Raw genomic sequence first — 14,368 nt, forward strand, 5'->3', positions numbered from 1 at the left:
CGGCCAGAACTTCTGATATGGGGTATTCATCCCGATTGTAGCGGCAAGTGTGACACTACAGATACAGAGAAGGAACCCAACAATTGTGAGTAATACTGTCTCAATATTGCTGATAGAACTTCCGACCCCAAGAGGGACGGTAACGCCCAGTAGTATCGGTACACTAACTGTGGTGCCAGCGAGAATAGTCCCCCGAACGAACTGGCGACCGGAAACCGACGTGAGTGTCATCGGTAGCGTCGGGTATTCGGAGCTAAGCAGTTCCAGTCCAAACGCAATCCCGATTCCGACAGCCACCACGAGCGCAAAGAGTAGCGGCGAGCTGGGCAGTATTTTGCCACTAGCCAGTATAGGGAGATAGACGATTGGGAGAATCAAAAGCATATATCCCGCGATCAACAGCCCTCTCGGAACGCGCCGTTCCTGAAGCCAGCGCTTTCGAGCAACGGTTAATACCGGTCGTGAGATATGTCCGACGAAGAGGTGTTCTGCTGCTCCTGATCCTACGAGCGACCGAGACTGATGGAGAGTCGCGGAATTAACAGGCACAGTGTTCCATACTCGCTTGGCGAGAGCAGTCGCTGTTATCGTCAGCACTGGTATACCGCCAACAAGCATGGCGATAGCACCTACCCCGCGAAAGAACTCTGCTTGTCCACCCGGTATACTTAGCAGGACGAAATCGACGAACCATGCCAATGGAAGATTAGCGAGAATGCTTATGGAGAGCTCAAGATCCATTAGTTCGCTTGCGATCGGCCACACGAACACGACGAAAATGGTCGCTACCAAGAAGATCCGTCGTTTATATCGTTGAAAGAAGATTGACCGACTGGTCACGTAATCGATAGCAAAGGAAAGGTTGATACTGATAACTACTGCGAGCGCAAGTAAGCCAGCCGCGGCGATGACGATCGAAAAGGCACTAGCCATCGATCGAGTGCTAAGACCGAATCCGATTGCGACGCCAAGTGTGGGTAATACGAACTTGGCTATCGCTGAACTGTAGACGAAAAGCACCACTCCAAGGAGGAGATCTCGTTCAGGGACTGTCATCAGCAGATGGTCTACGTGGATGTGTTCTAGTCGTTTAGAGGCTTCTCGTGTGAATTCAATAAGCAATGCGAGGGTGCTGATCGTTATGGCGATCCGTACTGTTTCAATCGGTAGCGTTGCACCTCCGGTATAAAGCTCATCTCCGAGACTATACGCTACGACTCCTCCCACGATCGAGAACACGGTAAGTCCAGCAACGAGAGCAGCTTGCCACGTCCGTGAGCGGTTGAGTTGCCGGCGACGACGAGTCCATTCGGCTTGTGTGATTTGTACACTGTGGTAAAATCTGCTATCGATATTCATATTATTTGTTCTACTATATACAATATTGCTCACAGAGTAGAGTACCCACCTTCTGTGGCAAGATACACTGCTCCGACGCCGCTAAGCATGATCCCAAAAAAGAGGCTTTTGACCATCCAACAATTCCGAGACCAATCCACGCGATACTTCGCAACAGTTCTTCCCGTATGATACGCCGTGGTTGTAGTTTCATATTTACAGGTCAATCAAGTATTGCTGCTGATAAAGCAACGTTGAGAATTTTGCGTCCGAATGGTAGAATTTTGCGGGCAGAAAACGCACTTTGTGTCCGCAAAGGTAGGATTTTAGGCTCTTCCGGAGCAATTTTTCGTCTTATTGAGCGACTCAAGGAACTTGATTAAGATTCTTCTATCGGCTCGAGATACGCGCGCCGTATTCAGAACTTAGTTCTTATCAAAGTTGGAGGATTTAAACGGATCCTCTCTGTGGATTATTGTCGCGTATGTCTCAGTGATTGACATTACCGTTCTCTGGTACTGTTTGTGGGCTCAGATACCGTTGACACTCCAATCACGATATAGTCCCTTCTCTGGGACAGCGACTTCAGGCCAGTAACTCACAGACCCATCTCCCCAATCCGAAACGTCCATATCTCCCTGATGAATTATCGACAACAGATGTCACTCCCTCCACGAATCTCTGAGCAATTGCCGGAAAACAGGAGGGTGAATACGAAGCTCACGCAACGGCACGTTATTGAGAGGATGTATCAGTCCGATCGGCCATTCTTTTCACTACAGCAGATTCAACAGCAGATCAAACCAGATGTCTCAAAGGTTACACTCCGTAATCGGTTGAACGAACTGGAAGAACGCGGAGTTATCGCAACAGAAACGCTTGCTGACTCACTGACTCTATATTATATCAACCATCCGGAGTCAGAATGGCCGCTCTCACCAGAAGGAAAGCAGGCACTGAACCAGGAGTCGGCCGAGACAAGGAATCCACTCCGTGAATTCCTACAACATCCACAAGTCCACCTGATCTTTCGTGAAGAGTTTCTACGGAGTATTGCGTGGGCCGGACTCGGTTTATTTGGTTGGGCTATACTAGTCAGCACATCCGATCAGTTGTCAGCAACCGTCTGGACGGTAGTCGGCCTCCCAATTCTCACGTGGGCATCTCTTACAGTCGGAATGATTGTGGTTCGGCTGATAACTGGCAATAACCTACAAATTCAGTCTACAGAGGGACTACATATCAGTTTGCTTAGTGGTGTTGTGTTAGGTGGTTTCTGCGCCGTATTTTTGATCTTCGTACTGGAGTGGTCACCTCTGTTGACGAGTGGAATGTATCTTTTCCTCACGATCACCTATTTTGTCTTTTACAACCGGGTGAGTACTGGTCGTTAGATTACTTGTTCAAGATTGTGAACGGTACACGCAAGAGCGAGTTCACAGAACTGCTTCCACCAGCGTCGTGGACGGAAAAACGCCCCCTCAACAAGCCGGAGCAACCGAGACTTTGGGAGGATTTGGCTTTGTTGAAATCCTCAGCAGCTGATAGTTTTTCACCCCAACCGCTCAGTACGTACTCTCGATCGCTCACTATATTGAATCTATTTTGTCTTTGAAACCGTAGATGATTATAACCGCACATGTTGAGAGTGTGACTGTACTAATCATTGACCAAGCAAACATTTCATCAGGATTATTTCCCAATAAAGCGCCTACAGTAACCACAACGATTAGAATCGCTATTGTCCCAATACCGCCAACTACACGAACAAATAAATCTTCATTCATATCTGGTCTGCCTGTTGAGCGAATTCTATTCTCTTGTGTATATCTCCTTCGCCGTTCAATTCGCACTCTTCAGCGACCGGCTGTTTCAGACAATAATGTATCTAAAGAATAGGATTTTAACAGAGCCATTCTCGAACATCAGACAACTCTTGTGGGCCTTGTTCCGCGCCCCCCTCATTTGGAGAGATGTCATGAACACTTTCTGTCGTTCGCAACTTAACACCGGCGGCACTCGCTAGTACAAGGGGTAACGAGCGATTGTGAGTCGGAGGGGCTCGAGCAGCATCGCCCGGCTATCCTACGGGGGACCGTCGCCGATCGATCGCCCGGTTCAACACACAGCAGTTTCACGGGTAACCCGACGGCGATCCGTTGTAGAGGGCCCCTGCGCAACCCTTTCGATAGCGAGTACGGCCCGCCAGATCAGTATATCAATTCGCCGGAAATGAATTTTCGAGTGCGACTATCCGTTGGGTCCTCGAAAATCACGTCGGTCGAAGCGACCTCCGTGATACCGTCATAGAGCAGTACCGCGACACGATCCGCAACCCGCCGTGCCTGATGCATGTCGTGTGTCGCCACGACGACCCCGATCCCCCGGTTTCGGGCCTCGGAGATCGCCTCCTCGATGACGGCGGTGTTTCGTGGATCCAGGTCCGAAGTCGGCTCGTCGAGCAGTAACATGTCCGGATCGTAGGCTAGTGCACGGGCGAACGACACCCGCTGAGCCTCGCCACCCGAAAGTGACTCACTGTGTTGATTCATTTTCTCGGTCAACCCGACGATGTCGAGGGAAGTACGTACCGCGTCAGCAGTTCCATTCGAACGAACGATCGAGTGGAGTTCACTTCGAAGCCTATCGGACCACGATCTCCTGATTCGGAGTCCGTATTCGACGTTTCGGGCGACCGAAGCGTCGAAGAGGCTCGCCTCTTGGAAGACCATCCCGATACGCCGTCGCAAGGAGAGGCGTTCTGTTTGATCGACTGCCCACACGTCCCTGCCGTCAAAGACGACGGATCCATCGTCCGGTTCGAGCGATAGCGCCAGCATGCGCAACAGCGTCGTCTTTCCGACGCCCGATGGTCCGATTATCGCGACAACTTCCCCGGTTTCGATGTCGATGGATAGGTCTCGAAAGACCTGTTCGCCTTCGTACGACTTCGACACCGTCATCGTGCGGAGCATCAGCGATGCACCCCCCGGTCGCCGAACCGGACGACGATCGCGTTGACGGCCAACACGAGTACGACCAGGACGCCCCCAAGGATCATTGCAGTCTCGTAGCGCCCCTGACGGGCTTCGAGTTGGATGGCCGTGGTCAGCGTCCGGGTCTTCGAGATACCCTCGGCACTCGTGATGTTTCCCCCGACGATGAGGACGGAGCCGACCTCGCTGATTGCGCGACCAAACCCGGCCAAGATCGCCGTCGCGATCCCGTATCGGGCTTCCTTGAGAACGACCAGCGCCACGTCGGTGCGCGTCCCACCGAGGACGCGGGCGGCGTCGCGAACGCTCTCGTTTACGCCACTGATAGCAGCGAGTGTGATCGCCGTGATCGGCGGCGTCGCGAGTACGAACTGCGACATGATCATGGCCTCCTTGGTGAAAATGAGCTCCAACGAGCCCAGTGGTCCTTGATTGGAGACGGCGAACAACACGACGAGACCGACGACCACGCTGGGAAAACCCATCCCCGTATTGATGATCGATTTCACCAGCTGCTTGCCACGGAACTCGGTAAGGCCCATCACGACGGCGACCGGTACGCTGAACAGCGTACTCAGCGCGACGGCAATGAGGCTCACGTACAGGGAGACGTACACGACACTCCAGACGTAGCCGTCCCTGAACGGGAGGTCGAGAATCGCCGGCAGCAGTTGTGCGATCTGTTCGAGTGGCACGGTTATCCCCCGGATGGGCCGTTACGCCACTCCTCCGGAACGTACTGTTGGAAGTTTGGGTCATCGGAGACCGCTTCGGGGAAGAACAACTGTTCTTCGTTGATCCGATAGCTCGAGATGGCCGTTTGCGCTTCCGGACCGGTGATCCACCCGATGTATGCCATCGCGAGATCGTAGTTCGCGTTGTCGTGTACGCCGGGGTTGACCGCCATGATTCCGTACGGGTTCGCGAGGAGCTCCGGCCCGCCCTCGATGGGACCCTGAACGTGGATCACGAGGTCGAGCTCCGAGCGCTGAGAGATGAATGTCCCGCGGTCCGAGAGCGTGTACCCGGCCCGCTGGTTGGCGTTGTTCAGCGCTTCCCCCATTCCGGTCCCCGTCTCCTGATACCAGTCCCCACCCGGATCGGTTCCTGCGGTCTCCCACAGATTGAGTTCCTTCGTGTGAGTTCCGGAGTTGTCCCCCCGCGAGACGAACGTCGTTTCGGCCTCGGCTATAGCCGTAAGTGCCTCCGTCGCCGAACCCATCCCCTGAGTACCCGCCGGATCGCTCTCGGGACCCACGATGACGAAGTCGTTGAACATGATACTGCGACGGTTGATCCCGTACCCGTTTCGAATGAACTCGTCCTCGAGGCCTCGGGCGTGGACGATTACGACATCGGCATCACCGTTACGAGCCGACTTGAGAGCCGCACCCGTTCCCTGTGCGATCGCATCGACCGAGACGCCGTACATTTCCTCGAAGTCGGGGTGAATCTCGTCGAGCAGCCCAGTATCGTACGTGCTCGTCGTCGTCGTGAGCGTGAGGGTTTCACCGGTGATTCCCGGCTGTTCCCCGCTCGAAGCCTCGTTGCCACCACCGAACCGGACACACCCTGCGGTGCTTGCGAGTGCTCCCGCACCCATCGCCGTGACGAACTCCCGGCGTTGTATCGACATAGAAACACCGTTGAACTGATACTAAATATACCTTCCGCAACGGAATCAACTGATAACAGTTACGCGGGACGGTGGGTCGACGTCCGTTCGTCACCGTCGAGTAGTTCCGATAGGGTTGGTTTTACACGATCGCGATCCACTATCGAAACGAGCGAGTGCCCACAATTAGTTACGCCGACTTCGCTGGTTGGATCCGGCTGTGCGAACATACTATATATATACGCGAACACCATCCAGTGGATGGACGAAACGAGGGGGAAAGCGCGAGCAGCGATCATCGTCGACGGTACCGAGTTCGACGCACGCGACCGCGCACTCTTGGAATCGATTCATCGCACCGGCTCCGTCGCCCAGGCGACCTCGGAGCTCGGTCGCTCGCGCGCTCGGTCTCTCGCTCGAATCGAAACGCTCGAAACGGCGTTCGGCACGCTCGTCGAACGCCGACGCGGCGGGAGCGGTGGCGGCGGAAGTCGCCTCACCGATAACGGTCTTTCGATACTGGACCAGTACGACCGCCTGGCGATCACGCTCGAAGCCGCGGCCCGCGTACCGGAGACCGTCCTCGACGGCATCGTCACGTCACTCGACGGCGAGTTGGCGACCGTCGATACTGACGTGGGCGCGATCAGGGGACTCCACGACGGGATCGGTGTCGGTGATGGGGTACAACTCCGAATCGGTGCGGATGCGATCACGGTCCACGGCAGCGAGACGACTCCCGACCCGGACGTAACGAGCGCCCGAAACCGATGTTCGGGCCGCATCGTCGGGATCGACCGCGGTGAAACGGTACAAACGGTGTACGTAGATATCGGTGGAATCGACGTACCGGTGCTCGTCACGGAGACGAGCGTGTCCACGCTCGGACTGCGAGACGGGTTGCAGGTCGCGATCACCTGGAAGGCGACGGCGACGCGACTCGTTCGCCGGGCGAGCTAGCAAACGTCACGGCGACCGATCCGTTACGGAACCTACAAGATTGACGGCAGGTCACGCTTACGTATGTCGGTTTCTTTCGACCGAGCCGGGGTCATCGCGGGGTTCTGGGCCGGGCTACCGGTCGCCGTCGGCGTCGGTGGGTACGGGATCGCGTTCGGCGTCATCGCTCGACAGTCGGGGCTCTCCGTCGCGGAGGCGACGCTCATGAGCGCTGTCGTCTTGGCCGGGGCGTCACAACTCATCGCGGTCGAGCTGTGGGGCTCGCCGCTGCCGATCGTCGCCATCCTCGTCACGACGCTCATCGTCAACTTGCGCTACGTGTTGATGGGTGCGTCCCTCCGACCGTGGTTCAGACACCTTTCGGGTGGCCGTGCGTACGGGAGCGTATTTTTCATCACTGATGAGACGTGGGCGCTCTCGATCGCGGATCTCCGAAGCGGCGCGGGGCGCGGGGCGTTCTTGTTGGGCGCCGGTCTCGCCCTCTGGTCGCTGTGGGTGGCGACCACGGCCGTGGGTGCGGCTGTCGGGAGCGCAATCGCCGATCCCGAACGTTTCGGGTTAGATTTCGTGCTGACGGCGATCTTCATCGTCCTGGCGGTCGGACTCTGGCGCGGCCGCGAGGATATCACACCGTGGGCGCTCGCGGCCGCGCTCGCGCTCGTCGGTGTGGAATTCCTTCCCGGAAATTGGTACATCATCCTCGGAGGGGTCGCGGGGAGTCTCGCGGCGGTGATCCGACGTGATTGAACTCGATGGCCTCGTCGTCGCCGTCATTCTCGGGATGGGCGTCGTGACCTACGCCACGAAGGCGGGCGGGCTCTGGCTACTCGGAATAATAGACGTTCGCGAACGGACCGAGGTAGCTCTCGAAGCGCTACCGGGGGCGATTATCGTCGCCATCGTCGCACCGGAACTCGCCGCCGGTGGGCCAGCTGAGTGGACGGCCGGGGCAGTCGCCGCCGTCGTTGCCGTACGGACGAAAAATCTCCTCGTCGCACTTGGTGCGGCAATCGGAGTCGTCGTGCTACTTCGCGGCTTCTGACTGGCCGTGGTGTCACTCGCGGTCGACGCCCCCGTCAGCCATCGTTCGTTCCCCGCGCGGGAACCACGCGAGTTCGTGTTCAGCGTCGAGGCTCACGAAGACCGGATCCTCGTGTGACACCTTGTCCGCGTGGTTGTGCATACAGCCGACGACGTCCCCGGTGTCGATCTCGACGCGATAGAGCACGGTCGGTCCGAGATACCGGCGGTGGACGACCTCACCGTTCGCGGCTTCGGGGTCGACGCGGCGCGCGCGAACGTCGTCCGGCCGGACCATCAGGTCGATCTCCGAGCCGTGGTAGGCGTCCGTGAGCCCGTGGACGCGGTCAAGCGGCACACAGCCGACACCCGTCTCGACGCAGTCCTCTTTGACGTGCCCCGCGACGAACGACGCGTGTCCGAGGAACCCGGCGACGAATCTCGACTCGGGCTGTTGAAACACCTCCTCTGGCGTTCCGACCTGTTCGAGGTTGCCTTCGCTCATCACCGCGACGCGGTCCGATATCGACATCGCCTCCTCTTGATCGTGCGTGACGGACACTGCGGTGACGCCGGCCTCCTTCAGGATTTCGCGGACTTCCTCGCGCATTTCGACTCTGAGGTCGATGTCGAGATTCGAGAACGGTTCATCGAGGAGGAGGAGGCGTGGTTCGGGCGCCAGCGATCGAGCGAGTGCAACCCGCTGTTGTTGACCGCCGGAGAGCTCGTCGGGGGATTTAGTACCGTGATCGGAGAGGCCGACGAGTTCGAGAAGGTTCTCGACCCGCTCGTCGCGTTCGGCATCGGGCCACTCCTGTATCCCGAAGGCGATGTTTTCGCGGGCCGAGAGGTGTGGAAAGAGTGCGAACTCCTGAAAAACGACGCCGACGTCACGCCGCTCGGCCGGCACGAAATCGCGTCCGGTGACGGTCTCCTCATCGAGTCGAACGGCGCCACTGTCGGGGCGTTCGAGCCCCGCGATCAATCGGAGCGTCGTCGTCTTGCCGCACCCGGACGGTCCGAGAAGCGTCAGCAGTTCACCCTCATGGACGGCCAACGAGAGATCGCGGATCACGTTTGTCCCGTCGTAGGATTTATCGATCGAATCTAGTTCGAGGACGGTCTGTGACTCCGGTTCGGTCTCGCCAGCCGAAGCGCTCCCGGTGACCTCTCCCATCTGCGGGCTTCGCTGTTGAAGTTCACTGGACACCGCGCCCACCTCCGCGGATCCGATCCGACGCAGCTGCGATCATTAGTTCCCATTCGTTTAGGTAGGCCAAAAACCCTTCCGTTCGATCCCGGCTTCAGGCATCCGATCGACGAGTCCGAACGTTTACTGTGCCGCCGTATGAGTCAGCATCCATGCCAGACGTAGCAGTCATCGGTGCGTCGATGACGAAGTTCGGCCAGCGGGACGCGTGGATTCGCGAACTGCTCGCCGAGGCCGGTCAGGAGTGTCTCGACGACGCAGGCGTCGATCCAGACGAAATCGAGCACCTCTACGTGTCGAACATGGCCAGCGGCGAGTTCGAGGGACAAACTGGCGTTCCGAACGCACTCGCCCACGATCTCGCGGCGATACCCGCCTATACGCAGCGTATCGATCAGACCTCGTCGTCCGGCGGGGCCGGCATCTACGCCGCGTGGCAATCGGTCGCGAGCGGTACTTCGGAGATGACGCTTTTGATCGGTGGCGAGAAGATGACACACCGGACCACGAGCGAGTCGACCGACGTTATCGCATCGCTTACCCATCCCGTCGAGTACAAACAGGGCGTAACGTTGCCGTCGTTCGCCGGTCTCACGGCTCGGCTGTACCTCGATCAGTTCGACGCGCCGAGGGAGAGTTTGGCGAAGGTCGCGGTGAAAAACCACGCAAACGGCGTTCGAAACCCCCACGCGCAGTTTCGAAAGGAGATCGACGTCGAAACCGCGATGGAGGCCCCGATGATCGCGGATCCACTTCGGTTGTACGATTTTTGCCCGATAACCGACGGCTCAGCCGCGCTGCTGTTCTGTCCCGCTGAGATGGCGAGGTCGTACGCCGACGAGTACGCCGTCATCTCGGGGATCGGAGGCGCGACGGATACCCACGTCGTCCACGAACGCGTCGATCCGACGACGATGGGCGGCGTGGTCGACTCCGGCCGACGGGCGTACGAAATGGCCGGGAAGGACCCCGACGACATCGACGTGGCGGAACTCCACGACATGTTTACGATCCTCGAATTCCTGCAGATGGAGGGACTCGATTTTGCCTCGAAGGGGGAAGCGTGGAAGGAGATCGAGGCGGGGACGACGACCATCGACGGCGAATTCCCGATCAACACCTCCGGCGGTCTCAAATCGAAGGGCCACCCGCTCGGCGCGTCGGGCGTCGCACAGGGCTACGAGATTTACAAACAGGTCATCGGCGATGCGGGTCCGAGGCAGGTCGACGCCGACGTCGGATTGGCCTGCAACGTGGGCGGATTCGGAAACTGTGTGACCACCGTGATTATCGAGGGGCGACGATGACCATGGAAGCGTACCGCTATGAGGACGGCTCGATCACCTATCCCGGCCATCCGCGCGGCCCGAACGGAGACGAACCGGTCGACACCGTCGACTTGAGCGAGTACACTGCGGAGATCGTCACTTGGACGACCTCACACGCGACGCCGCCAGGCGTTCGAGAGCCGAACCACCTCGCGATCGTCGAGTTCGAGATCGAGGGCCAGGCGGTTCGGGCGCTGTGTCAACTTACCACGGGAGACGTTGCGGTCGGTGACGAGGTGCGGCCCGTCTACTGCCAGGAGTTGCGGGACCCCGACGCCGGTATCCGGGAGCCGGCGAGTCAATCCTGGGACGGATACCGGTTCGAGCCGGTCGAGTAGGCGATCGATTACGGCTCCTTGGGCGGACCGTCGTTCTCCGAATCGGAATCCTCATCGACCGAGCGTTTTATCGACGCCAACTCCTCGTCGACGTCGATCTCGACGTGATCCGGGTCGGACCCCCCTCGTGTGTTCGCGGAATTATCGCCCGCTTCGTCGACTGGGGCCGAGTCACCGCCCGCGTCGGTGGCTTCGGCCAGTCGAGCGTCGACCTCGGATCGGAGGTCGCGCGCTTCGGCGAGCAGTCGCTGAAGTTCGGGATTCGACGGCTCGCCGCGTGCGGCCGATTGGAACTCCACGAGCGCGTCGTCGAGTCGGCGGAGCGTTTCGCGGCTCGTCTCGGCGAGTCGATCACGCCCGCCGAGCGGCGATCGAGAACTCGTCTCTCCCGAGACCGCATCCATTGGTCTCCCGTCGACGACGCGGAGGACCGCGGCCAAAAGCTCCAACGACCGGATCGCCGCTTCCAACAGCGCGATTGTCGCCGGAATCGTGTGATGTTCGGTAAACCGGAGGAGTTCGGTCGGCGTCGGCGGACGGGGGAGTCCAGGCGGGCGATCGCCTCTCGGCCCGTTCACCAGCTCCGCCCGGAGCGATTCGAGGGTGTCGGAGAGTTCGGTCGTTGCCTCGGTCAGATCGCGCTCGCGCTCGTCCATGGTTACGTTGAGGGCCGGACGGTGAAAACGGTACGGTCGCCCGATCCGAAGCGTGTTTAGGCTGACCGAAAACGTTTAGACCGGACATCCCCGAGACTGGACCAATGAGCGCTATCGACGCGAACGAGGCGATCGGGCTCCGTGTTCACGCGACCTCGCCCGACCGAACGGTTTTCACCGAACCGGACAACTGCGACGGGTGGATCTCGACTGATCTCACCGTCGACGTTCGACGATAACTACAACAGCCGCTTTTTCATTAGTTTGTTGCCGACTCGAGCACCAGCGTGTCGTCTTCGAGGTAGTGTTCGAGGTGGTGTGCGTGTTCCTCGACGACTTCGAGCGTATCTCTGAGTAGCTCTTCGGTCGTGTAGTCCCCGAGTTGATTTGCCAATCCGATGTGATCTCTGAGCGATTCGATAATGACGCCGAAGGCCTCGACGTCGTTCTCGAGGGAAGTGCGAACCCCGTAGACTTCCTCACCCTCTGGCTCGATCGGAGCGTGTTCCTCGAACGTCGCGCCGCCGGAGAGCGGCACGCCCCCGATTGCCTGTGCGCGTTCAGCGATCGCGTCCGCGTCCTCCTCGAGATCCTCGGCCACATCGCCGAGGTACTCGTGGACGTCGAGGAACTCCGCGCCTTCGACGTTCCAGTGGTGCTTTTTGATCTGGTGATACAACACGTACGTCGCGGCGAGGTCCGTGTTCAACGCGTCTACCAGTTGCTCCGCTTTGTCGGGATCGATTTTGAGGGCGGTTTCTTCCACGCTCCCGGCTCGACGGCGAATGGTCTCTTGGGTGCTCATACAGGCAGTACTTCGGCGTGTACCGTATTAAAGCTTCCCAATTAAGGAAATTATACTTTCTATCCGAGAAATTTTTTTGGTTATATTGGAGTCCATCCGCCGAGCTCCGTCCGATCGAACGGGCCCCTGCTGCCGGTTCGCACGCGCGAGTCCGTTCATAAGCGCTTTTATGCGGTGGTGCAGTACGGTGGTGTACAGCCTACGCGGGGTTGTGATGCTCCTAGCCAGACAGGACTTACGCACCGACTCGGTGCGAAGAACCGGCGTTCGAACGAGTCGGTTCGACGGCGGGGGAGCGCGAGCCCGCGCGTAGGAGGAGTCAACAATGTCAGTATACGTAGATTTCGACGTGCCGGCCGATCTCGAGGACGATGCCATCGAGGCCCTCGAAGTCGCCCGGGACACCGGCTCGGTAAAGAAAGGAACGAACGAAACGACGAAAGCGGTCGAGCGCGGCAACGCCGAGCTCGTCTTCATCGCCGAGGACGTCAGTCCCGAGGAGGTCGTCATGCACCTCCCCGAGATCGCGACCGAAAAGGACGTACCGTACGTCTTCGTGGGGACGCAAGACGACATCGGCCATGCAGCTGGCCTGCAGGTCGGCAGCGCTGCTGCCGCTATCGTCGACGCCGGCGATGCGAGCGACGACGTCGAGTCCATCGCCGAGAAACTCGAGGAACTCCGGTAGGTGACGTAGTATGAGTGCTGAAAACGAAGGGGACGGCGCAACCCCTGCCGAAGTGATCGAGATCGTCGGCAAGACCGGCATGCACGGCGAAGCCATGCAGGTCAAGTGCCGGATCAAGGAGGGCGAAAATCAGGGGCGAATCATCGCTCGCAACGTCCTCGGACCGGTCCGCGTCGGCGACGTGCTACAGCTGCGTGAGACGGCCCGTGAAGCCGATTCCATCGGAGGACAATAATGGTTCAAAAACGCACCTGCGACTACAGCGGTCAAGAAATCGAGCCCGGAACCGGCACGATGTACGTCAAAAACGACGGCACCGTACTCTGGTTCGCCGACTCGAAGTGCGAGAAGAACTACCTATTGGGTCGAGAGCCCCGCGAACTCGAGTGGATCGGTGACGACGAGACGGTCGTCGCCGAGGAGGACGAGACCGACGTCGAGGCCGACGAGGCTGAAGAAGAGACCGAGGTTAAAGCGGATACCGAGGAGGTTGACGCGGACGCCGAAGAAGCCGATGAAGAAGCGGACGCCGAAGAAACCGACGCCGAAGAAACCGATGAAGAAGCGGACGCCGAAGAAACCGACGCCGAAGAAACCGACGAAGAGGAGGTCGAAGTCTAGATGGCCGACATCGAACGCACCTTCGTCATGGTCAAGCCCGACGGCGTCCAGCGTGCACTCATCGGTGACATCGTCTCGCGGTTCGAAGACCGCGGACTGAAACTCGTCGCCGGTAGATTCATGAAGATCGACAACGAGTTGGCTCGCGAACACTACGCCGAGCACGTCGACAAGCCATTTTTTGACGATCTCGCTGATTTCATCACGTCCGGCCCGGTCTTCGCGATGGTCTGGGAGGGTCAAGACGCTGTCGCACAGGTCCGCACGATGATGGGCGAGACGGATCCCGCAGAGTCCGCACCGGGGACGATTCGGGGCGACTTCGGCCTCGACCTCGGCCGCAACGTCATCCACGGATCGGACACCGAGGAAGGCTCGGCCGAGCGCGAGATCGGGCTGTTCTTCGGCGAGCATGAACTGCTCGATTACGAGCGGATCGACGAAGCCTGGCTGTACGAGTAGCGTTCGTCACTCGCTGAGGCTCATCTGCGGTATTTTTATCCGTCTGTGTCGTAGTGGTGGGTATGCTCTGGAACGTCCTCGCAGTCGTCTACGGCGCGTTCGTCGCGCTTTTTCCCGAACGTACGCTCGAGTATTTGACCAGGATCGTTCTGGTCGGGTACGAAAACCCGGAGGAACTCGAACCAAGCGAGTGGTACGTCTCGCTCACCCGAATCGACGGTCTTCTTCTGGCCGCTGCGGGACTCCTCGCGATCGCGTTCGAACGCGGCTGCTCGAAACGCCAACGCACATCGGACGACGACACCGAACGGTAACGGCGAGTGGAGAACGG

The 14,368-nt window shown here is 58.8% G+C and carries 19 protein-coding genes; 11 read left to right on the forward strand and 8 right to left on the reverse strand.

The features are described from left to right. The 5 genes from R6U53_RS00320 to R6U53_RS00340 form a co-directional block, all read right to left on the reverse strand. Positions 1–1,239, reverse strand: a 1,239-nt coding sequence (locus tag R6U53_RS00320) for a hypothetical protein (protein ID WP_410320388.1), incomplete at its 3' end; no start/stop codon positions are given. A gap of 1,688 nt (positions 1,240–2,927) precedes the next feature. Then, positions 2,928–3,125, reverse strand: coding sequence for a hypothetical protein (locus R6U53_RS00325; RefSeq protein WP_410320389.1), 198 nt, complete (start codon positions 3,123–3,125; stop codon positions 2,928–2,930). Between the two features lie 423 nt (positions 3,126–3,548). Beyond that, on the reverse strand, positions 3,549–4,313 hold the full coding sequence (locus tag R6U53_RS00330) for a phosphate ABC transporter ATP-binding protein (protein ID WP_410320390.1): 765 nt from the start codon (positions 4,311–4,313) through the stop codon (positions 3,549–3,551). Next, a complete protein-coding gene (locus R6U53_RS00335) occupies positions 4,313–5,029 on the reverse strand; it encodes an ABC transporter permease (protein ID WP_410320391.1) in 717 nt (238 codons plus the stop codon). Before R6U53_RS00335 ends, R6U53_RS00330 begins: the two co-directional genes overlap by 1 nt. Before the next feature lie 2 nt (positions 5,030–5,031). Further along, positions 5,032–5,970 (reverse strand): substrate-binding domain-containing protein, encoded by a 939-nt coding sequence (locus R6U53_RS00340; protein ID WP_410320392.1) that lies wholly within the window; start codon positions 5,968–5,970, stop codon positions 5,032–5,034. A gap of 240 nt (positions 5,971–6,210) precedes the next feature. Here R6U53_RS00340 and R6U53_RS00345 point away from each other — a divergent pair, with 240 nt between their 5' ends. From R6U53_RS00345 to R6U53_RS00355, 3 genes are all read left to right on the forward strand, one after another. Beyond that, positions 6,211–6,909 carry a TOBE domain-containing protein gene (locus R6U53_RS00345; RefSeq protein ID WP_410320393.1) on the forward strand — a complete coding sequence of 233 codons (699 nt, stop codon included), beginning with the start codon at positions 6,211–6,213 and terminating at the stop codon, positions 6,907–6,909. Between the two features lie 63 nt (positions 6,910–6,972). Next, positions 6,973–7,656: an AzlC family ABC transporter permease gene (locus tag R6U53_RS00350; RefSeq protein WP_410320394.1), complete on the forward strand. Its 684-nt coding sequence runs from the start codon at positions 6,973–6,975 to the stop codon at positions 7,654–7,656. After that, positions 7,649–7,951 carry an AzlD family protein gene (locus R6U53_RS00355; protein WP_410320395.1) on the forward strand — a complete coding sequence of 101 codons (303 nt, stop codon included), beginning with the start codon at positions 7,649–7,651 and terminating at the stop codon, positions 7,949–7,951. The genes R6U53_RS00350 and R6U53_RS00355 overlap by 8 nt, the downstream gene beginning before the upstream one ends. A 12-nt stretch (positions 7,952–7,963) precedes the next feature. Here R6U53_RS00355 and R6U53_RS00360 read toward each other — a convergent pair whose 3' ends face one another. Further along, a complete protein-coding gene (locus tag R6U53_RS00360; protein WP_410320492.1) occupies positions 7,964–9,106 on the reverse strand; it encodes an ABC transporter ATP-binding protein in 1,143 nt (380 codons plus the stop codon). Between the two features lie 185 nt (positions 9,107–9,291). Here R6U53_RS00360 and R6U53_RS00365 point away from each other — a divergent pair, with 185 nt between their 5' ends. Together R6U53_RS00365 and R6U53_RS00370 are read left to right on the forward strand one after the other, a co-directional pair. Further along, positions 9,292–10,446, forward strand: coding sequence for a thiolase C-terminal domain-containing protein (locus tag R6U53_RS00365; RefSeq protein ID WP_410320396.1), 1,155 nt, complete (start codon positions 9,292–9,294; stop codon positions 10,444–10,446). Then, on the forward strand, positions 10,443–10,805 hold the full coding sequence (locus R6U53_RS00370; protein ID WP_410320397.1) for an OB-fold domain-containing protein: 363 nt from the start codon (positions 10,443–10,445) through the stop codon (positions 10,803–10,805). The genes R6U53_RS00365 and R6U53_RS00370 overlap by 4 nt, the downstream gene beginning before the upstream one ends. Positions 10,806–10,813: 8 nt before the next feature. On the opposite strand, the gene R6U53_RS00375 is transcribed toward R6U53_RS00370, so the two are convergent. Further along, a complete protein-coding gene (locus tag R6U53_RS00375; RefSeq protein WP_410320398.1) occupies positions 10,814–11,461 on the reverse strand; it encodes a hypothetical protein in 648 nt (215 codons plus the stop codon). Between the two features lie 104 nt (positions 11,462–11,565). Here R6U53_RS00375 and R6U53_RS00380 point away from each other — a divergent pair, with 104 nt between their 5' ends. Continuing rightward, complete coding sequence (locus tag R6U53_RS00380; protein ID WP_410320399.1) at positions 11,566–11,700, forward strand: hypothetical protein; 135 nt, start codon at positions 11,566–11,568, stop codon at positions 11,698–11,700. Positions 11,701–11,720: 20 nt separating this feature from the next. Here the strand turns inward: R6U53_RS00380 and dpsA are convergent, their stop codons facing one another. Beyond that, positions 11,721–12,266, reverse strand: coding sequence for a DNA starvation/stationary phase protection protein DpsA (gene dpsA, locus R6U53_RS00385; protein ID WP_410320400.1), 546 nt, complete (start codon positions 12,264–12,266; stop codon positions 11,721–11,723). A 325-nt stretch (positions 12,267–12,591) separates the two neighbouring features. Between dpsA and rpl7ae the strand changes: the two genes are divergently transcribed. The 5 genes from rpl7ae to R6U53_RS00410 all read left to right on the forward strand — a co-directional run bounded on the left by rpl7ae (position 12,592) and on the right by R6U53_RS00410 (position 14,351). Continuing rightward, positions 12,592–12,954 (forward strand): 50S ribosomal protein L7Ae, encoded by a 363-nt coding sequence (rpl7ae, locus tag R6U53_RS00390; RefSeq protein ID WP_410320401.1) that lies wholly within the window; start codon positions 12,592–12,594, stop codon positions 12,952–12,954. Positions 12,955–12,964: 10 nt separating this feature from the next. Beyond that, positions 12,965–13,189 carry a 30S ribosomal protein S28e gene (locus R6U53_RS00395; protein ID WP_410320402.1) on the forward strand — a complete coding sequence of 75 codons (225 nt, stop codon included), beginning with the start codon at positions 12,965–12,967 and terminating at the stop codon, positions 13,187–13,189. After that, positions 13,189–13,575 (forward strand): 50S ribosomal protein L24e, encoded by a 387-nt coding sequence (locus tag R6U53_RS00400; RefSeq protein ID WP_410320403.1) that lies wholly within the window; start codon positions 13,189–13,191, stop codon positions 13,573–13,575. Before R6U53_RS00395 ends, R6U53_RS00400 begins: the two co-directional genes overlap by 1 nt. Then, positions 13,576–14,037, forward strand: coding sequence for a nucleoside-diphosphate kinase (gene ndk / locus R6U53_RS00405; RefSeq protein ID WP_410320404.1), 462 nt, complete (start codon positions 13,576–13,578; stop codon positions 14,035–14,037). It begins immediately after the preceding gene. 62 nt (positions 14,038–14,099) lie between these two features. After that, entirely contained in the window at positions 14,100–14,351 is a 252-nt protein-coding gene (locus tag R6U53_RS00410) for a hypothetical protein (protein WP_410320405.1), read from the forward strand. Positions 14,352–14,368 lie beyond the last annotated feature (17 nt).

Origin of the sequence: Natronomonas sp. (genome assembly GCF_046483325.1) — an archaeon.
Classification (GTDB): domain Archaea; phylum Halobacteriota; class Halobacteria; order Halobacteriales; family Haloarculaceae; genus Natronomonas.